Annotated in this window: 22 protein-coding genes and 1 pseudogene; 7 read left to right on the top strand and 16 right to left on the bottom strand. The window is 55.4% G+C overall.

The window, feature by feature from the left end:
- The first annotated feature begins 6 nt into the window (after nucleotides 1-6).
- A complete protein-coding gene (locus tag NMD08_RS02010) occupies nucleotides 7-939 on the top strand; it encodes a LysR family transcriptional regulator (RefSeq protein ID WP_151217205.1) in 933 nt (310 codons plus the stop codon).
- 89 nt (nucleotides 940-1028) lie between these two features.
- Here NMD08_RS02010 and mdcH read toward each other — a convergent pair whose 3' ends face one another.
- The 10 genes from mdcH to prs form a co-directional block, all read right to left on the bottom strand.
- Nucleotides 1029-1925 (bottom strand): malonate decarboxylase subunit epsilon, encoded by an 897-nt coding sequence (mdcH, locus tag NMD08_RS02005; RefSeq protein WP_210904215.1) that lies wholly within the window; start codon nucleotides 1923-1925, stop codon nucleotides 1029-1031.
- Nucleotides 1925-2542 (bottom strand): malonate decarboxylase holo-ACP synthase, encoded by a 618-nt coding sequence (locus NMD08_RS02000; RefSeq protein WP_210904214.1) that lies wholly within the window; start codon nucleotides 2540-2542, stop codon nucleotides 1925-1927. The genes mdcH and NMD08_RS02000 overlap by 1 nt, the downstream gene beginning before the upstream one ends.
- A gap of 3 nt (nucleotides 2543-2545) precedes the next feature.
- Nucleotides 2546-3505 carry an AEC family transporter gene (locus tag NMD08_RS01995; protein WP_079225899.1) on the bottom strand — a complete coding sequence of 320 codons (960 nt, stop codon included), beginning with the start codon at nucleotides 3503-3505 and terminating at the stop codon, nucleotides 2546-2548.
- A 124-nt stretch (nucleotides 3506-3629) separates the two neighbouring features.
- Nucleotides 3630-4430, bottom strand: a complete 801-nt coding sequence (gene mdcE, locus NMD08_RS01990; RefSeq protein ID WP_151217207.1) for a biotin-independent malonate decarboxylase subunit gamma — start codon at nucleotides 4428-4430, stop codon at nucleotides 3630-3632.
- Nucleotides 4430-5263: a biotin-independent malonate decarboxylase subunit beta gene (locus NMD08_RS01985; protein ID WP_123650847.1), complete on the bottom strand. Its 834-nt coding sequence runs from the start codon at nucleotides 5261-5263 to the stop codon at nucleotides 4430-4432. Before NMD08_RS01985 ends, mdcE begins: the two co-directional genes overlap by 1 nt.
- Nucleotides 5256-5555 (bottom strand): malonate decarboxylase acyl carrier protein, encoded by a 300-nt coding sequence (gene mdcC / locus NMD08_RS01980; protein WP_035894381.1) that lies wholly within the window; start codon nucleotides 5553-5555, stop codon nucleotides 5256-5258. Before mdcC ends, NMD08_RS01985 begins: the two co-directional genes overlap by 8 nt.
- Before the next feature lie 9 nt (nucleotides 5556-5564).
- Nucleotides 5565-6422 (bottom strand): triphosphoribosyl-dephospho-CoA synthase, encoded by an 858-nt coding sequence (locus NMD08_RS01975; RefSeq protein ID WP_210904213.1) that lies wholly within the window; start codon nucleotides 6420-6422, stop codon nucleotides 5565-5567.
- The gene (gene mdcA / locus NMD08_RS01970; RefSeq protein ID WP_035894383.1) at nucleotides 6422-8077 is read right to left on the bottom strand and encodes a malonate decarboxylase subunit alpha; all 1656 of its coding nucleotides are present in this window, start codon (nucleotides 8075-8077) and stop codon (nucleotides 6422-6424) included. Before mdcA ends, NMD08_RS01975 begins: the two co-directional genes overlap by 1 nt.
- Nucleotides 8078-8274: 197 nt before the next feature.
- Nucleotides 8275-9765 (bottom strand): nicotinate phosphoribosyltransferase, encoded by a 1491-nt coding sequence (locus tag NMD08_RS01965; RefSeq protein WP_370619448.1) that lies wholly within the window; start codon nucleotides 9763-9765, stop codon nucleotides 8275-8277.
- A gap of 14 nt (nucleotides 9766-9779) precedes the next feature.
- Entirely contained in the window at nucleotides 9780-10640 is an 861-nt protein-coding gene (prs, locus tag NMD08_RS01960; protein ID WP_151216825.1) for a ribose-phosphate diphosphokinase, read from the bottom strand.
- A gap of 191 nt (nucleotides 10641-10831) precedes the next feature.
- Here prs and NMD08_RS01955 point away from each other — a divergent pair, with 191 nt between their 5' ends.
- The 4 genes and pseudogenes from NMD08_RS01955 (at nucleotide 10832) to NMD08_RS01940 (ending at nucleotide 13792) form a co-directional block, all read left to right on the top strand.
- The gene (locus tag NMD08_RS01955) at nucleotides 10832-11551 is read left to right on the top strand and encodes an NUDIX domain-containing protein (protein ID WP_151216826.1); all 720 of its coding nucleotides are present in this window, start codon (nucleotides 10832-10834) and stop codon (nucleotides 11549-11551) included.
- A 44-nt stretch (nucleotides 11552-11595) separates the two neighbouring features.
- Nucleotides 11596-12655, top strand: a pseudogene (locus NMD08_RS01950) (hydrolase).
- Nucleotides 12652-12870 (top strand): YheU family protein, encoded by a 219-nt coding sequence (locus tag NMD08_RS01945; protein ID WP_187253777.1) that lies wholly within the window; start codon nucleotides 12652-12654, stop codon nucleotides 12868-12870. The pseudogene NMD08_RS01950 and the gene NMD08_RS01945 overlap by 4 nt, the downstream one beginning before the upstream one ends.
- Nucleotides 12871-12922: 52 nt before the next feature.
- Nucleotides 12923-13792: a phosphoribulokinase gene (locus NMD08_RS01940; RefSeq protein WP_003827751.1), complete on the top strand. Its 870-nt coding sequence runs from the start codon at nucleotides 12923-12925 to the stop codon at nucleotides 13790-13792.
- A 93-nt stretch (nucleotides 13793-13885) separates the two neighbouring features.
- Here NMD08_RS01940 and NMD08_RS01935 read toward each other — a convergent pair whose 3' ends face one another.
- A complete protein-coding gene (locus NMD08_RS01935; RefSeq protein ID WP_151216828.1) occupies nucleotides 13886-14293 on the bottom strand; it encodes an OsmC family protein in 408 nt (135 codons plus the stop codon).
- Nucleotides 14294-14599: 306 nt separating this feature from the next.
- On the opposite strand from NMD08_RS01935, the gene crp reads away from it, so the two are divergent.
- Both crp and NMD08_RS01925 read left to right on the top strand, forming a co-directional pair.
- Nucleotides 14600-15232, top strand: a complete 633-nt coding sequence (crp, locus tag NMD08_RS01930) for a cAMP-activated global transcriptional regulator CRP (protein ID WP_000242758.1) — start codon at nucleotides 14600-14602, stop codon at nucleotides 15230-15232.
- 51 nt (nucleotides 15233-15283) lie between these two features.
- Nucleotides 15284-17371, top strand: a complete 2088-nt coding sequence (locus NMD08_RS01925; protein WP_151217209.1) for a YccS/YhfK family putative transporter — start codon at nucleotides 15284-15286, stop codon at nucleotides 17369-17371.
- A 42-nt stretch (nucleotides 17372-17413) separates the two neighbouring features.
- On the opposite strand, the gene NMD08_RS01920 is transcribed toward NMD08_RS01925, so the two are convergent.
- The 5 genes from NMD08_RS01920 to ppiA form a co-directional block, all read right to left on the bottom strand.
- Nucleotides 17414-18631, bottom strand: a complete 1218-nt coding sequence (locus NMD08_RS01920; protein ID WP_187253778.1) for an aspartate aminotransferase family protein — start codon at nucleotides 18629-18631, stop codon at nucleotides 17414-17416.
- Between the two features lie 85 nt (nucleotides 18632-18716).
- The gene (gene pabA, locus NMD08_RS01915) at nucleotides 18717-19280 is read right to left on the bottom strand and encodes an aminodeoxychorismate synthase component 2 (protein WP_151216830.1); all 564 of its coding nucleotides are present in this window, start codon (nucleotides 19278-19280) and stop codon (nucleotides 18717-18719) included.
- A 31-nt stretch (nucleotides 19281-19311) separates the two neighbouring features.
- Nucleotides 19312-19914 carry a putative adenosine monophosphate-protein transferase Fic gene (locus tag NMD08_RS01910; RefSeq protein ID WP_286542775.1) on the bottom strand — a complete coding sequence of 201 codons (603 nt, stop codon included), beginning with the start codon at nucleotides 19912-19914 and terminating at the stop codon, nucleotides 19312-19314.
- The gene (locus NMD08_RS01905) at nucleotides 19904-20071 is read right to left on the bottom strand and encodes a YhfG family protein (protein ID WP_151216832.1); all 168 of its coding nucleotides are present in this window, start codon (nucleotides 20069-20071) and stop codon (nucleotides 19904-19906) included. Before NMD08_RS01905 ends, NMD08_RS01910 begins: the two co-directional genes overlap by 11 nt.
- A 106-nt stretch (nucleotides 20072-20177) precedes the next feature.
- Entirely contained in the window at nucleotides 20178-20750 is a 573-nt protein-coding gene (ppiA, locus tag NMD08_RS01900; protein WP_003023595.1) for a peptidylprolyl isomerase A, read from the bottom strand.
- Between the last annotated feature and the right edge of the window lie 140 nt (nucleotides 20751-20890).

Genomic DNA, 20890 nt, shown 5'->3' with positions numbered 1-20890 from the left:
ACGATGATGAATCAGCTGACGACCAACGACATAACCTTCCGCAAGCTGAGCATCTTCATGACCTTTATGGAGAAGGGCAACATCGCCCGTACCGCCGAGGCGCTGAACATCAGCGGCGTTAGCGTGCATCGGGCGCTGCACACCCTGGAAGAGAACGTCCGCTGCCCGCTGTTCGTCCACAAAGGTCGTAATCTGATTGCCCAACCGGCGGCGTGGACGCTGCTGGAGTACTGCCAGGAAGTCACCCAACTGATGGAACGCGGGCTGGAAGAGACGCGCAAAACGGCGGGCGTCGGCCAGGGCCGTTTACGCGTTGGCACGCTCTACTCACTGACGCTGGAGACGGTGCCGCACCTGATTATGGGCATGAAACTGCGTCGCCCGGACCTGGAACTGGATCTCACCATGGGTTCCAACGAAGCGCTGCTGAAGATGCTGGAAGACGGCGTGCTGGACGCGATCCTCATCTCCATTTCTGAAAGTGAAATCGACCGCAACAGCCTCGAAGTACTCCCCCTGTTCCACGACGATATCTACCTCGCCGCACCGATGACCGCTACGCTTGACGCCACCCTTAAGGCGGATCTACGCCACTATCGCAATGAGAAATTTGTGTCGCTGGCGGAAGGGTTTGCGACCTACGCGGGTTTCCAGGAAGCGTTTCATATTGCGGGGTTCGAGCCTGAAATCGTCACCCGCGTAAACGACATTTTCTCGATGCTCAGTCTGGTACAGGCTGGGGTTGGCTTCTGTTTGATGCCCGGACGAATGAAGAAGATGTATGAGAATACCGTGAAGCTGCAAAAGCTCGCTGAACCCTATCAGATGCAGCAGCTTATCGCGATTGTGTTTGCCCGTAACCGCGAGCGCGACCCAAGCCTGCTGGCACTGGCCGCCGAAGGGCGCATGTATGCCAGGACGCTGAACCAGAACGCCTGATTGCCGGATGGCGACGCTACGCGTCTTATCCGGCCTACATCAGGTGCGAGTTGTAGGCCTGATAAGCGCAGCACCATCGGGCAATCACATCACGCACGAAGCCGTTTTGCCAGATGCACGGCAACATCCACGCCGCTGCGCTCCAGAGAAACAGACTCCCCTTCCCACGCCGCCTGACGCGTTAAGCAGGTCAGCACGCCACCGGGCGGCATTTCAATCGCCAGCCGTGCTTCACGTTCGTTAGCGGAGATAACCGCCTCCTGCCAGCGCACCGTGCGCGCCATGTTCATCGCCAGATCGTCGGCAATACGTTCCGGCTGCCACAGCACGCGGCCGGTACTACCGCTCAGGTAGGCGTAGCGCGGGCGGGAAAGCGTCACATGGCTGAACGCCTCAACCAGCTTTTGCGCGGGCTCGGCCAACAGTTCACAATGCGACGGCACGCTCACCGCCAGCCGAGGCGCCTTACTGGCCCCTTTCTCCAGCGCGCGTTTCGCCACTTCAGCCATCGCTTCATCAGGACCGGCAATCACAATCTGCGTTTCGGCATTCAGGTTAGCGATATAGGTGCCGCTGCCTTCTACCAGGCTTTCCACCTGACTCAGCGTTAGCCCCATGATTGCCGTCAGGCCGTAGCCGTGCGGATAGGCCTGCTCCATTAAGTCACCGCGCAGCGCGACCAGCGTCAGCGCGTCGACGAAGTCGAGCGCACCGGCAATCACCGCCGCCGGGTACGCGCCAATGGAGAGTCCACTGACGATATCAGGCGCTACGCTACGACGTTCTAACTCGCGCGCCCATGCAACGCCAGCAATCAGCAGAGACAGTTGAACCGCTCGGGTATGCTTGAGCGCCTCAGGGGTATCCAGCGTATCAACCTCAGCGCCAAGCACCCCACGCGCCTGGGCCAGTTCCGTCCCCGGAAGGTTTTGCAGCATTCCTGCGTGCTGCGTTCCCTGCCCCGGAAAGGTAAACAGAATTTTCATTATTCCTCCCTGCTCCACGGGTCGCTCACCAGACGCGGCCCCTGTGAGGTTTTTAACAGTGCTTTACCGTCACGCAGCCATTCGTTGAGGGCAAAACCGCCGCGCGGCGTATCCACCTGGGTATCCGCCCGGCAAAGTCCGGCGGTGAGCTGCTGCTGCCACGTTCCCAGCGCTTCACGGGAGAGCGGCTGCGGCGCGCGGATCAGCAGATCCAGATCGCTTGCCGCGTGGATAACCGGGATCCCGGTCGCCAGCGCATAGCCGGTACTGCCGGTAATGCCCCACGTCCACGGCCACGCCTGCTGCGCCAATAACAAAGCCACCTGAACGGGTGGCTGAGAGATAAAGGGCGAGCGCAGCAGCGCCAGCGGGTCCACCAGTGATTCCGGCGAGCAGACGCGGACGACCGCCCCCGCTTTTACCCAACCGGCGGCGCGCTGGTCGCGCTTCATCCCGCGCACGCCCACCGGAATGCGCCCCTGCGCATCAACATCACGTCGCACCACTACCGGCAGGCCACTATGCCAGACGGTATCCACCCAGGATTCCGTGACATCTTCAAGTGCGTCGCGCGCATTCAGCCAGATAAGGTCGTGTGGACGTAATGTTGTGCTCATGATTTAGATTCCTGAAGTCAGCGAGATAAACAGCGGCAGAGACAGGATACACAGGACCGAGCTCAACAGCAGCACGGCTTCTGCATCCGGCGACTGCACGCCAAAGCGGTTACCAAACACCACGCCGAAGAAACCCGCGGACAGCGCAATCATCAGGATAGCGGTAATCGCCACGGAACCATGCAGGCCGAAAATCAGCACGATACCCCAGGCAATGGCCGGTTGAATCAGCAGTTTGGCGATAGTGGAGGTGATCACCACGGTGTTGATCTGCAGTTTACGCGCAGAGAGGATCACACCGGTCAGGAACAGCGCCGCCGCAGTCGCGGACAGACCCAGCGGTTTGATCGCCGCCAGCACCAGTTCTGGCATTTTAATACCAATGGCGGAGAGGATAACCCCCAGCAGCGGGCCCATGACGATCGGTTTTTTAATGGAACGCCACATTAGTACCGGCAGCATAGACAGCGTAGAACCGGAGTTACCGCCTTCCGCTCGCGCTTTCTCACGTTCGAGGATCAGCAGGCAGAACGGCGTCATCAACACGGAACCGCAGGCGATGGAAACGGCAACGGAAAGCGAGGTGGAAGAAGTTTCACCCAGTACGCTACCCAGAATCGGCAGACCCAGCGCGGCGTAGTTCGGCAGCGCGACGGTCAGCGTCAGCACGGCGGCATCCTGCGGCGATTTCTTGAACACTTTGGTCGCCATAAAATAGATGGCGGCATAGGTAATCCACATCGCCAGCGTCAGTACCACAATCAGCGGTGACTGCGCGACGATACCCGCCCACGGCGTCTGTACGGTTGCGCTAAACAGCGCTGCAGGCAATGCAAAGTCCATGACGAAGATATTGAGCAGGGAGACATTTTTGTTGTCCACCATTTTGGCCTTCCCGGCCCAGAATCCCAGCAGCATGATGACGAAAATCGGAGCAAGAGCATGAACAATTACGTAAGTCATATTTCACCTGTAATGAAAAAAGTTAGCACTGGCGCGATGATTATTATTTTTTCAGATGCAGTGACCCACGCGGGCGCAGCGTATGCGCCCACGGAGCCGTACATCCGGCAGGTCTCTTTTTTACTTACCAGCTAGCCCGCATGCGTTCGCGTACGAGGGCAGAGCTGCGGCGGTTGTCAGCGCCCAGACGGCTTTTCAGCGTCGGGTCCTGACGAGCGTCATTGATGGCCTGTTGCAGCGTGGTTTTCACCAGCGCCAGATCGGAAGCAGAAGGCGCGTCCGGATTGCTGATATCCAGCAGATTCTCCAGCAGCCCCAGGGTGGCGTAGTTGCTGATGTCATACGCCATTGGTGGAATAGTCGCCGCCAGTTTTTCCAGCGCGTCAACGGTACGCAGGGTGATACGCGCCGCCGACTCTTTACCCATGGCGTGAATCAGCACGCCTTTGTCGTTGAAGGCGATCAGGCGATTCGCCTGGTAGCCGTGCGCCAGAAACGCACCGGACATCGCTTTACCGACAATCAGGCCAATCACCGGGTGGCCCGCCAGACGCGCGTTGGCATACGCCGCTGCGGCACCGGCCAGCGCCTGGTGAATACCGAAACCTTCTTCACGGCGACCGTAGGCCTGGCTTGGTACATCAATCACCGCCACAATCGGACGTTTCACCGCTTTATCAGCGTCTGCGGCAATGGTTTCACTGACCACTTTTGCCAGCGTCCAGCCTTCCAGCAGACCGACTTCCCCTTTCGCTGCGCGCGGGAAGTGGTTATTGGCATCCGGCACCACGGCAACAAAACGTACCGTTTCACCGTTAAGCTCACCGTCAGCGGCCTGCACAGACGGGCACAGCCCTTCGATTCGTTTGGCGTTCGGAACCAGCGTTTCCAGCCATAATTCGCCACGGCTAATTGCGTTACTCATCATTTCACCTCCCGGGCGAAGAGCGCATGAATCTGTTCGGTATCCGCCTGTTTGCGGGTATCGAAATTCGTCAGACGGTCGAGATACCAGGCATAGTTGTCGGTGCGATGTTTCGCCGGAACGCCTTTCGCCAGCGCATCGTTCATGGCGGCTTTCACCGCGTTAACGCCGTCACCGACCAGCGCTTCAACCAGACCGCTTTCGTAGCGAATTTCGCCGCCGGTCATACTCCAGATAAACGGACGGTCGCGGGAGTCATACTCTTCAATACCGGCTTCCTGTTCGATGACCTGCGGACCGTTCAGGCCAAGACGCGCTTCGCGGGTCACAATCAGATAGCTACACAGCGCCGCTGCGATAGACATCCCACCGAAGCAGCCCACGGTACCGGCCACAATGCCGACCACCGGGGTGTAACGACGCAGGTCAACAATCGCCGCGTGGATGTCGGCAATCGCCGCCAGGCCCAGGTTCGCTTCTTGTAAACGTACGCCGCCGGTTTCCAGGCTCAGAACGGCCTGAGTTGGGATGCCGTTACGGTTATCTTCCGCCGCCAACTCTAGCGCCGCCGCCATTTTGGCGCCGGACACTTCGCCCATGCTGCCGCCCTGGAATGCGCCTTCAATCGCCACTACAACGGCCGGTTTGCCATTGATGGTGCCTTTTGCCACAACCATGCCGTCATCGGCCTGTGGGACAATGCCCTGCGCGCCCAGCCACGGCGACATCACGCCTTCAAACGGGTCGAGCAGTTCACGGTAGCTGCCTTCATCCAGCAGCGCATGCGCACGCTGACGTGCTTTTAATTCGATAAAACTGCGATCATCACGCATAGCTCACCTCTTCAAAAACCTGTTCGATACGGATGCGCGCCACGCCCGGCGTCGCGCCGAAGTCGTGGATGGTCAGTTTGCCGGCAGGCAGGCTACTGACCGTTTGCAGACGGTTAATCAGTGCTTCCCAGCGGCTGCGGCTGTTATCGACAGAAGTGGTGATATCAATGGTTAACGTCTGGCCCTGGTCGGCGGTGAATAACACCTCCATATCCCCGGAGCCCACAACGCCTGCCAGCGCTTTGCCGCTTAAGGTGCGGCTGGCCGGTACGGTTAACGTAATGTGTTCCATAACATCCTCTTAATGCTTGAAATAAGGCGATTCGATGCGATCGAGAAACAGGGTGGCGGCAAGCAAATCAGCGGCACCGCCCGGCGAAGCGTTGAGCGCCAGCATGTGGCTATCAAGCGCGGCCAATGCCGCCTGACCTGCCGGATGGGCGCTGCCGCCCGCGTTCAGCACTGCGCGAGCGCCGTCTTGCATGGCGTCCAACCCTTCCAGCCCGGCGCGAGACAGCACGCAGGTGTCGGTCAGCGAGGTCATGATCGCCATCAGCGCATCGAGCCTCGCATGGGCTTCGCTGCTACCGTTAAGTCGGCTGAGCCGCAGCTGCGGCAACGCACGCTGCATCACATGCGGAAACGCCTGCTGCGCCTCTTCACGCGCGCCCGGCACCTGATAACGGTGGGTGGCGCGCAGCCCTTTGCTAAACACTTTTGGTGCCGCGGCATCTGGCAGCTTCGCCAGTTCGGCGGCGGTCGCGGCAACCTGTTTCGCGTTGCCCGCTCCGCCATGCATTGCCACGGCGCTCACCAGCAAGCCCAGTGCCCAAATCGCGCCACGGTGAGTATTGACCCCGCCGGTGGCTGCCATCATCTGCTGCTCGCCTTCGCGGCCGAGTCGCCCTATGGTTTGTCTAAGCGCAATATCCGCCGGACGTTGCCAGCTTTGTTGCGCCAGCGCCTGAAATGTAGGGGCCAGGCTGTGCGCGGAGCGCTCCATTAGCGCAAGCGATAAATCGTGGTGCGCACCGTTCCCCCGACTGTCCACCAGACCGGGTTTCGGGCTTAATCGTGCTTCGTCAATCAGACACTGCGTGGCGGTTCGCGCCAGCCATTCGGCACCGCCTTCAACCTGAATCTGGGGCAGAAGTTTCATTACCAGCTCCGGAATTTCGCAGGTGGGTTGTAAAGACCGCCGGACCATTCCACCAGGTCAGCGACGCTACCGGCCGCCAGCAGCGAACGGGTGGCATCGGTACGACGAATGCCCATATCTTCCGGATAGACAACCTTGCCGCTCTGACGCAGCTCGGCTACGCGTTTCGCGTCAACGCCCAGACCAATATCGGTGATACCCGCGACCGCAGCCACCATCGCACGGCGCTCTTCAAGATCTTTGGCGCGATAGAGGTAAGCTATACCTTCTTCGGTCAGCACGTGGGTCACGTCGTCGCCGTAGATCATCACCGGTGCCAGCGGCATGCCCGAGGCTTTCGCCACATCAACCGCGTCCAGTTTTTCAACGAAGGTTGGCTTCACGCCGGCCTGGAATGTTTCGACCATCTGCACAACCAGTTTTTTACCGCGCTGCATTGGATCCGGCTCGGTGATCATGTTCAGCCAGGCAGGCGTTGCATGACGACGACCGTGTGGGTCATGACCCATGTTTGGCGCGCCGCCGAAGCCAGAAAGACGACCGCGGGTCACGGTAGAGGAGTTGGCGTAGCCATCAACCTGTAGGGTAGAACCGATGAACATATCCACCGCGTACTGACCTGCCAGCTGGCAGAAGGCGCGGTTAGAACGCATCGAGCCGTCGGAACCGGTAAAGAAGATGTCAGGACGGGCGCGGATGTACTCTTCCATCCCCAGCTCGCCGCCGAAGCAGTGCACGCTTTCAACCCAGCCGCTCTCAATCGCCGGAATCAGCGTTGGATGCGGGTTCAGCGTCCAGTGTTTACAGATTTTGCCTTTCAGGCCGAGCTGTTCGCCGTAGGTTGGCAGCAGCAGTTCGATAGCCGCGGTGTTAAAGCCGATGCCGTGGTTCAGTGACTGGACCTGGTGTTCCGCGTAGATGCCTTTAATCGCCATCATCGCCATCAGGATGTGTTCCTGTTTGATGAGACGCGGATCACGGGTGAACAGCGGTTCGATAAAGAACGGTTTGTCGGCCACAACCACGAAATCAACCCAGGAGCCAGGGATATCCACGCGCGGCAGGTCACATTCATCGTCCACCAGCTCGTTCACCTGTGCGATGACGATACCGTCGTGGAACGCGGCGGCTTCAACCAGCGCTGGGGTATCTTCGGTGCTCGCCCCGGTGTAGAGGTTACCTTTGCGGTCGGCTTTGAAGCCGGCAATCAGCGCCACGTTCGGCGACAGGTCAACGTACAGACGGGAATAGAGTTCGATGTAGGTGTGGATGGCGCCGATTTCCAACTGACCATCTTCCAGCAGCTGCGAAATACGCAGGCTCTGAGTACCGGAGAAGGAAAAGTCCAGCTTGCGGGCGATCCCTTTTTCGAAGATGTCCAGATGCTCGCTGCGGCCGACGCTCGGCATGATCATGTGCAGGTCGTGCACAATCTGCGGGTTAACCTCGGCCAGCATGCGGGATAAGAAATCTGCCTGCTTTTGGTTATTCCCTTCTAATACCACGCGGTCACCCGGCGCGATCAGTTTTTCCAGCATTGCGGTCAGGTCTGCGGTTGGCAGAACCTTGCCCTGCACCGGGACGGAAGCCAGACGCCGCTGTTTTTCGGTGCGGCGTGTGTTCCAGACGCGTGCTGGTGTTTGCCCAGATAACATTATTAACCTCCTGATTCAGCTAATCATTTTGATTGCTTAACACAGCTAAGAGTGTGCGCTCTGGTGAGAAAGTCATCAATTAAGCGTAGGAAAGAATCATTAGCTTGAGAGTAATAATTGAAGTAACCATTTGTGACGATGATCAATTTACGCCGGGAGGGAGGAGAAAGCGGGCAACGCTACCCGCTGGCGGGAAATTACCGTTGCGTCGCCAGACGCTGGCGGATCTGTTCGAAGTGCTCACGGTTAAACAGCTTACCGTTGAGAAAACGGGTTTTCAGCTCCCCTCCCTGCTCTTGCTCCCAGGTCTGTTCATCATGCAGGCATAAATCACCCGCTTCATCCCTCGTCACGCGCAGCAGACCACGAGCGGAACGCTTCAGACCGTTATCCGTTTTTGGCTCTTTAAAAATTGTCCGCCCTTTGCCATCAACTTCTCCCCACGTCGCTTTCATCGCAAAACCGAAGGTGTCACGCGTGTTGTACTGATAGGTAAAGGAACCGACGCCAAACACGACGTTTGAACTGGCAAATCCTTTCGCTTCCAGACGACGCAGGATTTCATTCGCCCGCTCAAGGGTAATGGAATCGCCATAAATCAGTCCCACATGTGGGTCGAGCACCTTGTAGCCTTTAGCGTTAACCGTGCCGCCAAAAATCTCCCACAGCACTTCCACAGACCCTTTTTCCTGCGCGCTGCGTTCGCTTGTTGTATCGTCATCTGCGCCAGTACCACACAGGATCTCCACCGGGTTACCGCTGTCTGGGCGAAATACCACCCGCCCTTCACGGGCCAGAATGATGTTCTTCAGCTCGCGGGTATATTCCGTCAGCACCTGCCAGTAGTCCCAGGTATCAGAGACTATCGACACAAATCCCTGCGGGTAGAGATCGACAATCAGGCGGCGGAAGGTCTCGATCTCGTGTTCACGTTCGCCCATACACATCACACTGTGCTCAGTTGCCGGAATGCTGGCGCCGATAAAATAGGCCTCGCCGTCGGTGTAGTAATCGCGGGTATACAGCAGGGATGGAATACTGTCGGTCCCTTTAAAACTCAACAAATGCCCGCAGCCCGCCTGCATGGTGTCCTGCAATCCGGCCATACCGCGAAATGAAAAGTCATGGCACTGGAAGTCGAGATGCGTCAGATCGCTACAGGTTTTCTGTGCCCAGCGTGCGCAGATTTTTCGGTAGTGATGAGCAATCGTGGCGTTTGTTGACGCCTTCCATAACTCGGCCGACAGTATGGTCTCCAGGTAATTCACCAGCCAGAAAAACTCAGGTTTAGTGTTGATAATGGTTAAAACCGGCACCGTCATTGGGACTTTGCTGCCTTCATCCAGCGCCTTAATATGCAGCGGCAGATAGCCCAACTGATGCAATGCACGAATATGGTCCACCGCCACCATATCTTTGCCGAGATAGCTGTCCATGAGCTGTTTGTATTCGTTCACCACCTCATCTTCCGGGCGGGCAAAAAACGCTTCATTAAACAGGTCAACTAAAAACCACTGCAAGAAACCCTGCAGACCAAAGAAAACCAGTTTGCCATCTGGCAGCGGCGACGAGAAAAAGCGATCGCTGCGCGGAGTAAAGTTGGAATAGACCCGGCTGGTGCCCAGTGGATACTGCACGCGGTGAGACACTTTGTAGCCATCGATAGCTAAAATTGGATTCATTTTCATAACAGGTGTCTCCCTCAGGCGCAGTAAATCGCGTCAATATCGATAAGTTCAAGCTGCGGATGTTTCAGCGTCGGGACAGCGAAAGAAGTGGTGGTGTAGATGGCGTCAATACCGTTATCAAACAGGTGTTCAACGCCCTTAGAAAAGATTCCGTGGGTGACATACAGGCTAACGCTGCGGGCACCGGCATCACGTAGCACCTGCGCGGAGCCTATGAAGGTGCCGCCAGCATCACACAGGTCGTCCACAATCAGCAAATCACGCCCACTGACATCCCCGGTCAGTAATGCAAATCCCGTCAACTTGCCGCTTGCTACATCACGTTTCTTGCTCAGGATGGCGTACTCCGCCACGCCGGCTGCTCTCGCCACGGTATCAATCTTCTTCAGTGCGCCAGCATCCGGGGCAACCAACATCAGCGCATGTTGCTGAAACAGCCGCGATAATGACGCGCTTTGCAACAGGCAGCACTCTTGCCCAATGGCGACCAGGTTGTCGATGGCCGCAGCCGCCGCGTCACTGTGCGGGTCGAGCACGTTGACCTTATCGAATTTCAACGTATTGAGGTGACTGGCGAAGACTTTCAGCGCAAAGCTGTCACCTGCCACCATATGTCTGTCCTGACGCGCCCACGGCAACCAGGGAAGTTCGAGATGGCTGACCAGCACATCAGTTTGGTGGCGAACCGCCTCCACCAGTTGCGCCAGCAGCATAAAGTCATTCATATCACGCATTGCTGCAGCGCGGATGCGCATCAGGCGAGCAAAGGATGGTAGTGCATCGATGACTTTTAACCAGACGGCGCCATCAGGAAAAACACCGCTGGCAACTGCATAGGTTTGGTCGTCCAAAGTTAGTGTCAGTTTTAAGCTCATCACTCGACTCCTATTAATTGTGTCCCTTCGACACAATTAATAATGTCCCTAAGACACATATTAAGCAAGCATAAAATTCATCATTTTTTATCGTGTGGTAATACACTGATAAATAATACTAAAAAACGAACCTTGCTCCCCGACATCGGACTGGTACACTTGTCCGCGTGACAAATCATCGTGAGTGTTTTATGACCACCGAAGCCGACTACCTGAAGCAATACGACGCCAGCCGCTTCCCCTCTCCTTTGGTGACGGTAGATAGCGTGTTGTTTACCCTGCATCAGCAGACGCTGTGCGTATTATTGGTCGAGCGGGCAACCCAACCGCAAAAAGGGTATTGGGGATTACCTGGCGGCTTTATTGATATTGAAAACGATGATTCAACCCGCGCCACAGCGCTGCGCAAACTCACTGAAAAAACGGGCGTTTCGCCTTCGTGGCTGGAACAGCTGGATACCTTTTCCGGGCCCGAACGAGACCCGCGAGGCTGGAGCCTGACAGTAACCTGGTTTGCGCTAATCGCCTGGGTAGACTGTGCGCCGCACATCGCCAGCGTCAGCAACGCCCGCTGGGTGCCAGTTGATGAGCTGAAAAACTATTCACTCGCGTTCGATCACGAAAAAATCATTACGGCGGCGCTGCATCGCTTGCGGCAAAAAACAATGTACTCGCTCCTGCCCGTATATTGTTTGCCGGAGACATTTACCCATGGGCAACTGCTGGAAGCTACTGAGGTTATCCTCGGTCAGTCGATCCAGCGTAAAAGTCTGATTCGCCGCTTTGAAGCTTCAGGAATGTTTGAAGATACCGGAGAAAGCGTAGCAACAGGGACGCGTAAAGCTCGCCTGTGGCGACGTAAACCGGGCGTGGAAATTCATCTTTTTTCACGTAACCTGCTGGCAGAATAAGCGCAAAATCACATATTGGCTAACCCGCATGCGCTGCGCGCGGTATAGTTATTCTTTCCGAATATTAATTGCTCTGGTGTTATGGTTGAAATCACGTCCACAGAAATGACTCCACCTACCGAAGATTCGCGAGATTTCCGTCCAATGCGCGGTATCAGTAACCGCCATCTGCAGACGATGCTGCCGCGTTTAATTCGCCGCAAGGTGAAGTTCGATGCCCACTGGCAGCGTCTGGAATTGCCAGACGGTGATTTTGTCGATCTGGCGTGGAGTGAAGATCCGCAGCAGGCGAAACACAAACCGCGCCTGGTGGTTTTTCACGGCCTGGAAGGCAGCCTGAACAGCCCCTACGCACATGGCCTGATTGAAGCAGCACAAAAGCGCGGCTGGCTGGGTGTGGTGATGCATTTTCGCGGCTGCAGCGGCGAACCAAATCGTCTGAACCGCATTTATCACTCCGGTGAAACAGAAGACGGCACCTGGTTTTTACACTGGCTGGAGCGTGAGTTCGGTCGTGTGCCGACCGCAGCGGTAGGCTATTCGCTTGGTGGAAACATGCTGGCATGCCTGCTGGCAAAAGAAGGCACCGAGATTCCAATTGATGCTGCTGTTATCGTCTCTGCCCCTTTCGTGCTGGAAGCCTGTAGTTACCACATGGACAAGGGATTCTCCCGGGTCTATCAGCGCTACCTGCTTAATCTGTTGAAAGCCAATGCCTCGCGTAAGCTTGAGGCTTATCCTGGCTCACTGCCGGTGAGCCTGGCCCAGTTGAAATCTCTACGTCGCATTCGCGATTTTGACGATCTGATCACCGCCAAAATTCACGGTTTCGCCGATGCGATAGACTATTACCGTCAGTGTAGCGCCATGCCGTTGCTCAATCAGATCGCCAAACCCACGCTGATTATTCATGCCAAGGATGATCCGTTTATGGATCATCATGTGATCCCTGAGCCGGAAAACCTGCCCTCGCAGGTGGAGTATCAGCTTACTGAACACGGCGGCCATGTCGGATTCATTGGCGGTACGATACGCCATCCGGAGATGTGGCTGGAATCCAGAATCCCGGACTGGCTGACAACGTATCTGGAGACTTCATCATGATTATTCCCTGGCAAGACATCTCCCCGGACGCGCTGGACAATCTGCTTGAAAGCTTTGTCTTGCGCGAAGGCACCGATTATGGTGAACATGAACGCTCGCTCGAACAAAAAGTCGCCGACGTCAAACGCCAACTACAATCAGGTGAAGCCGTGCTGGTGTGGTCCGAATTGCATGAAACGGTCAACATTATGCCGAGGAAGCAGATTCGCGAGTAATCCGTAGCCGCCGGCGACTTTACTATAATTACAACCATTTCATGGAGTTGTTATGTCTGCCAAACATCCGGTGATTGCGGTAACAGGATCCAGCGGCGCGGGGACCACCACCACCAGCCTCGCGTTTCGTAAAATATTCGCGCAGTTAAATCTGCGCGCCGCCGAGGTGGAAGGCGACAGTTTTCATCGCTATACCCGCCCGGAAATGGACATGGCGATTCGCAAAGCGCGCGATGCCGGGCGGCATATCAGCTATTTCGGCCCCGAAGCTAACGACTTCGGTCTGCTGGAGCAAACCTTCATTGAATACGGTCAGACGGGCAAAGGTCAGTCGCGTAAATATCTGCACACCTACGATGAGGCCGTACCGTGGAATCAGGTTCCGGGGACATTTACGCCCTGGCAGCCGCTGCCTGAACCGACGGATGTCCTGTTCTATGAGGGACTTCACGGCGGCGTTGTCACCCCGCAGCAAAATGTGGCCCGGCATGTCGATCTGTTGGTTGGTGTGGTGCCGATCGTGAACCTGGAGTGGATCCAGAAGCTGACCCGCGATACCAGCGAGCGTGGACACTCGCGTGAAGCGGTGATGGACTCGGTGGTGCGTTCAATGGACGATTATATCAATTACATCACGCCGCAGTTTTCCCGTACGCACATTAACTTTCAGCGCGTACCCACCGTCGATACCTCTAACCCCTTTGCCGCCAAGAGTATTCCGTCACTCGATGAAAGCTTTGTCGTGATTCATTTTCGTAATCTGGAAGGGATCGATTTCCCATGGCTACTGGCCATGCTGCAGGGCTCATTCATTTCTCATATCAATACATTGGTTGTTCCGGGCGGGAAAATGGGTCTGGCGATGGAATTGATTATGCTGCCGCTAGTCCAGCGACTGATGGAAGGTAAAAAGATAGAGTAAGGTGTTTTTTTGCCGGATGGCGGCTAATGCTTTATCCGGCCTACGCGTTTAAATCCTGTAGGCCTGATAAGTGTAACGCCATCAGGCATAACATCACGAAGCGGCAACCACTTCATAGGAGTGGGTAATGTTCACCGCCTTTTCCAGCATCAGCGCCACGGAGCAATATTTTTCCGCCGAAAGATCGACCGCGCGAGCGACGGACGCATCTTTCAGATCGTTACCCGTTACAACGAAATGCAGGTTGATGTGGGTAAACAGGCGTGGCGCTTCATCACGACGCTCGGAGGTCAGCTTCACTTCGCAGTTGGTCACATCCTGACGACCCTTTTGCAGGATCGACACCACATCAATTGCGCTGCAACCGCCCGCAGCCATTAAGACCATTTCCATCGGGCTCGGCGCTTTATCACCGGAGTTACCGTCCATCAAAATCTGGTGGCCAGAGGCGGACTCACCGAGGAAGGTTAACCCTTCAACCCACTTAACACGTGCTTGCATATTTTATTACTCCGATGCATCAATTTTCCTGACAGATTACGCGCACACAACAAATCTCGCAACGGAAGGCGACCTGCGTCATGCTGAAGCGAGACACCAGGAGACACACGGCGAAAGCTATGCTAAAACAGTCAGGATGCTACAGTAATACATTGACGTACTGCATGTATGCAGAGGACATCACATTACAGGCCGTCGCACGTATTGACAGCCCCCTTCCCAGGTAGCGGGAAGCACATTTTTGCAAACCCAGAGGCAGGTAGTATTTTGGCTCTGGAGACAGCTTATAACAGAGGATAACCGCGCATGGTGCTTGGCAAACCGCAAACAGACCCGACTCTCGAATGGTTCTTGTCTCATTGCCATATTCATAAGTACCCATCGAAGAGCACGCTGATTCACCAGGGTGAAAAAGCGGAAACGTTGTACTACATCGTTAAAGGCTCAGTGGCAGTGCTGATCAAAGATGAAGAAGGGAAAGAAATGATCCTTTCTTATCTGAATCAGGGCGATTTTATTGGTGAATTAGGCCTCTTCGAAGAAGGTCAGGAACGCAGCGCCTGGGTCCGTGCTAAAACTGCATGTGAAGTCGCTGAAATTTCGTACAAAAAATTTCGCCAATTAATCCAGGTCAATCCAGATATTCTGATGCGCCTGTCCTCTCAGATGGCTCGCCGTCTGCAGGTCACGTCTGAAAAAGTTGGCAACCTTGCCTTCCTCGACGTTACCGGTCGTATCGCGCAGACTCTGCTGAATCTGGCGAAACAGCCTGACGCGATGACCCACCCGGACGGCATGCAGATTAAAATCACCCGCCAGGAAATCGGCCAGATCGTTGGCTGTTCCCGTGAGACCGTTGGTCGTATTCTGAAGATGCTGGAAGATCAGAATCTGATCTCCGCACACGGTAAGACCATCGTCGTCTACGGCACACGTTAACCCCATCGAAGTGGCGCGTTACCCCGTAATGCGCCACTTTTGTTTGCACCGATGTGGCGAAGACTGATATATCACCCTGAGATCAACTACGCACTACGACAGACGCTGGTGCTATGTTTACCTGTGGCCGTCGGTCTGATCATCGGGCAGCTTCATCTGGGGCTCCTCTTCTCCCTCGTCCCTGCCTGCTGCAATATTGCCGGTCTTGATACCCCGCATAAGCGCTTTTTCAAACGCTTAGTGATTGGTGCGTCTTTGTTTGCCGGATGCAGTCTGATCATGCAGATACTGCTGGCACAGACTATACCGCTGCCGCTGATCCTCACTGGCCTGACGCTGATTCTTGGTGTAACCGCTGAATTAGGCCCTCTGCATGCACGACTACTACCTGCCTCGCTTATCGCGGCAATTTTCACGCTCAGCCTGGCCGGGAACATGCCCGTCTGGGAGCCACTGCTGATCTACGCGTTGGGTACATTGTGGTACGGCCTGTTCAACTGGTTCTGGTTCTGGATGTGGCGTGAGCAGCCGCTGCGTGAGTCGCTCAGCTTGTTGTATCGTGAATTAGCCGATTACTGTGAGGCCAAATACAGCCTCCTGACTCAGCATGCCGATCCGGAAAAAGCGCTACCCCCCCTGCTTGTGCGCCAACAAAAAGCGGTAGATTTGATTACCCAGTGCTATCAGCAAATGCATATGCTGTCGGCACATCGCAACAACGATTATAAGCGCCTGCTACGTGCCTTTCAGGAGGCGCTCGATTTACAGGAACATATTTCCGTCAGCCTCCACCAGCCGGAAGAGGTGCAAAAGCTGGTAGAACGTAGCCACGCCGAACAGGTGATCCGCTGGAACGCGCGCACCGTCGCCGAACGCCTTCGCGTTCTGGCCGATGACATTTTGTATCACCGCTTGCCAACACGTTTTTCAATGGATAAACAAATTGGCACGCTGGAGAAAATTGCCAACCAACATCCGGACAATCCGGTAGGACAATTTTGTTACTGGCACTTCAGCCGTATTGCCCGAGTGCTACGCACCCAGCGCCCACTGTATGCCCGGGATTTAATGGCTGACAAGCAGCGTCGGTTGCCGCTTATCCCCGCACTGAAAAGCTATATGTCGTTGAAATCCCCAGCGCTGCGTAATGCCGGACGCATCAGCGTAATGTTGAGCATTGCCAGCCTGATGGGCAGCGCTTTACATCTGCCAAAACCCTACTGGATTTTGATGACAATCCTGTTCGTCACGCAAAATGGCTACGGGGCGACCCGGGTACGTATTTTACACCGTTCAGTAGGGACGCTCGTTGGCCTGGTGATCGCTGGCGTCACACTGCACTTTCATATTCAGGAGAGTTACACGCTGGCAGGCATGCTGCTGATAACCCTGGTGAGTTATCTGACCATCCGTAAAAACTACGGCTGGGCTACCGTCGGCTTTACGGTCACCGCGGTATACACCCTGCAGTTGCTGACACTGAACGGGGAACAGTTTATCGTGCCGCGGTTTATCGATACGGTCACTGGTTGCCTAATCGCCTTTGGCGGGATGCTCTGGCTATGGCCGCAGTGGCAGAGCGGCCTGCTGCGTAAAAACGCCCACGATGCGTTAGAAGCCGATCAGGAAGCCATCCGCCTGATCCTTAGCAACGATCCGCAGGCCACACCGCTGGCGTATCAACGCATGCGGGTCAACCAGGCGCATAACACGTTGTTCAACTCACTTAACCAGGCGATGCAGGAGCCAGGATTCAACTCGCACTATCTGGCGGACATGAAACTGTGGGTTACGCATAGCCAGTTCATCGTCGAACACATCAACGCGATGACCACGCTGGCAAGGGAACATACGATGCTGACGCCGGATTTGGCGCAGCGGTATCTGGAGTCCTGTGAAATTGCGATCCAGCGCTGTCAGCAACGGCTGGAATATGACGGCCCTGGAAGCTCCGGCGATGTAAATATTCTCGAGGCGCCAGAGATGCTGTCCCACGGGCCTTTAAGTACCCTTGAGCAGCATCTACAGCGGATATTAGGGCATCTGAACACCATGCATACCATTTCGTCGGTAGCATGGCGTCAGCGACCGCATCACGGGATCTGGCTGAGCCGCCGGTTGCGAGATATGAAGGGTTAAGCTCTACTGCCAGATGCGCTACGATTATCCGGCCTAAGATCGTCAAGCCACCACTTTCGCAACGGCCTGCGCGAAGCGCTGCATCCCTTCATCAATATCGGCCTGCTCCACCACCAGCGACGGCGCGAAACGCATCACGTCCGGTCCGGCGTTCAGTACCATCACGCCTTCATTCGCCGCGGCGTACAAGAAATCACGCGCCCGGCCTTTAAACTGCGGCTTCAGTTCGGCGCCGATCAGCAATCCCATCCCGCGAATGTCGCTAAAAATGTCGAACTGTTGGTCAATCTTCTGCAAATGTTGAACAAATGCCTGGCGTTTGGCCTGAATACCTTCCAGCACTTCCGGCGTGTTGATGATATCAAACGCAGCTCCCGCAACCGCACAGGCCAGCGGATTACCGCCGTAAGTGGAACCATGCGAGCCCACGTGGAACGCCGAGGCAATCTCCTGGGTAGTCAGTACCGCACTCACCGGGAAGCCGCCGCCGAGCGCCTTGGCACTGGTCAGGATATCCGGCGTCACGCCGTAGTGCATATAGGCAAACAGTGACCCGGTACGCCCCATCCCGCTCTGTACTTCATCAAATACCAACAGCGCCTGATGCTGATCACAGAGTTCACGCAAGCCTTGCAGGAATGCCGGCGTTGCCGCAGTCACGCCCCCCTCACCCTGAATAGGCTCGATCACCACCGCGCAGGTGTGATCATCCATTACCGCTTTGACTGCATGGAGATCGTTAAACGGTACATGGATAATATCCGCCGGTTTGGGTCCAAAGCCGTCGGAATATTTCGGTTGCCCGCCGACGGATACGGTAAACAGCGAACGACCGTGAAACGCGTTGTGGAAGGCAATAATCTTGGTTTTGAACGGGCTATGGCGCACGCAGGCATAGTGGCGCGCCAGCTTAAAGGCGGTTTCGTTAGCTTCGGTACCGGAGTTCATGAACAGTACGCGCTCGGCGAAGGTCGCATCAATGAGTTTACGACCTAAGCGTAACGCCGGTTCGTTGGTGAAAACATTGCTGGTATGCCACAGGGTTTCGCCCTGGGTGGTTAACGCCTCAACCAGCGCCGGATGGCAATGCCCTAACGCGGTAACTGCAATACCACCTGCGAAATCAACATACTCTTTACCCTGTTGATCCCACACTCGACTCCCTTTCCCTTTTACCGGGATAAACTCAGCCGGTGCATAAATCGGCAGAATCACTTCATCGAATGTCGCGCGTGTAATTGCAGTTTGTTCAGTTGCCATGTCATTACCACCCTGTTAAGCAGAAATGCTAGTGAAATTATAATCACAAAATATGAATAAAAAATCACTGAATAGCAACCACAAATCACCGGTTGAGAAAATTAGCCAGCAGCTGATGCCCCTGTTCGCTGAGAATGCTCTCCGGGTGAAACTGCACCCCCTCCATATCCCACTCCCGGTGACGAATACCCATGATCTCCTGCGTTTCACTCCAGGCGGTCACCTCAAAGCAGTCAGGAAGGGTTTCGGGAGCGACCACCAGAGAATGGTAGCGCGTTACCGTTAATGGATTGGCGAGTCCCTGAAAAACACCCTGCTCGTTATGCGAAATAGGCGACGTTTTACCGTGCATCACTTTAGCCGCCCGCACCACGGTCGCGCCAAAGGCCTGCGCCATCGCCTGGTGCCCCAGACAAACCCCCAGCAGAGGGATCTTCCCCGCGAAATAGCGAATAACATCCAGCGAAATACCGGCGTCATCCGGCGTGCAAGGTCCCGGGGAAATGACAATTTTTTGCGGATTCAGCACATCGATTTGCGACAGCGTCAGCTCGTCGTTGCGCCTGACAAGGACATCAGCCCCCAGTTCACAGAAGTATTGATACAGGTTCCAGGTAAATGAATCATAGTTATCGATAAGCAGAATCATGGCGGCTCCGGTACATAAGAACCGCGCTATTCTACTCAGTTTCCGGGACTACGCTTACCACTTTACGAAATATCACCCGCAGCGCAGACAGGTCGCCCATCGCCCCGTTCTGATTAGCCCGGTTCCATTCTTCAACCTGGATGCCATCCCAGCTCAACATATACCCGGCATGAATCGCTAACTGTTCGAAGAAAATACGCTGCGCCAGACCGCTGCCAATACGAAACGGATGCAGTACGTTGATTTCACAATAATAGTGCGCAAGTCGGTCGACAAATTTATCCTCCGATAACCCCACCAGCCAGGACTCGTCTTCCAGGTCCTGCATCAGCGCATTGCCCTCTTTCTCGATATAAGCGAAATGGCAAAAGCGGGTATCACCCTGGTAAATATCGACTTCTCGCAGATGTCCCGCCCAGTCAAAAATATCCTGATAGAGTTGGCGATGAATAGCGCACAGATGCGGCAAACCCCGTTTAAGCGGGCCCAATTCGATAGTGGCTGCGCGCAGCGCCGTCAACTCATAAGCGGCCTGCGCCAGACGCTGCGCCTGGTGAATACCCAGGCGGTTACGCATGACATTCAGGCCCGGATACAAGTAGGGGTCACGTCCATCACCGAATTTATCGCTCATAGTGCCTCCTCAACGCTTCAAGACGCGCCAGCGCGTCTTCAGCGCTCAGGGTAACCTGTGGAATATCCACGCCTTCCAGCCGCCGACTGGCCTGGAAATTGGCGTTTCGCCGTTGTTCCCAGACCCTGGACTTTTGTTTATCGGTGAGTTTTTTCACGTGACCTCCCTGAATGAGCCGACACTTGCCACAAGTATAAGCAGCAATTTCGGGTTACGCAGAGAAGCGAGAGAACGCGGGCAAGCATTGCCCGCGCAAAATACGATTACGGCAGGACTTTGGCAGACAGGATAACAATCGGTTTTGACGGAACATTCTGGTAAGGACCCACATCATGGGTCTGAACCTGAGAGATCTTATCCGCGACATCCATCCCTTTCACAACTTTACCGAAAACAGCGTAGCCAAAGTCGCGCTGGCCGTGATCGAGGAAAGCGTTGTCTGCAATGTTGATAAAGAACTGGCTGGTCGCGCTGTCTTTATCCGCAGTACGCGCCATGGCAATCGTGCCACGGGTGTTACGCAGTCCGTTATCGGCTTCATTCTTGATTGGCGGGTTAGGTTTCTTCTGCTGCATCTGCTCGGTAAAACCACCGCCCTGCACCATAAAACCAGGGATCACACGGTGGAACGTGGTGTTGTTATAGAAACCACTGTTGACATAATCGACAAAGTTTTGCACTGAAACCGGGGCTTTCTGACTGTTCAGCTCCAGCTCAATGTTACCGGCAGAAGTTGTCAGCAGGACATGCGGGTCCCCTTTTGCTGCCAGTGCTGCGGGAGAGAGAGCAGAAAGGGCGAGAACAGCTGCAACAGCCGCCAGAGTCGATTTGAGCATGAGAATTCCTTAACAAGAGCAGAAATGAAGCAAGTGAATTGATTCTAAAGAGCCTTCAAGGACAAGGCCATCCCTTTACCTAATTTTACGTACCTGAAACAAATGTAACCTTACTGCTGCATCACTCAATGTGATTTAGA

This window comes from Citrobacter meridianamericanus, assembly GCF_041320245.1.
Classification (GTDB): domain Bacteria; phylum Pseudomonadota; class Gammaproteobacteria; order Enterobacterales; family Enterobacteriaceae; genus Citrobacter; species Citrobacter meridianamericanus.
Note: the sequence above shows the minus strand (reverse complement) of the source record. Positions and strands in the feature narration are given on the sequence as shown.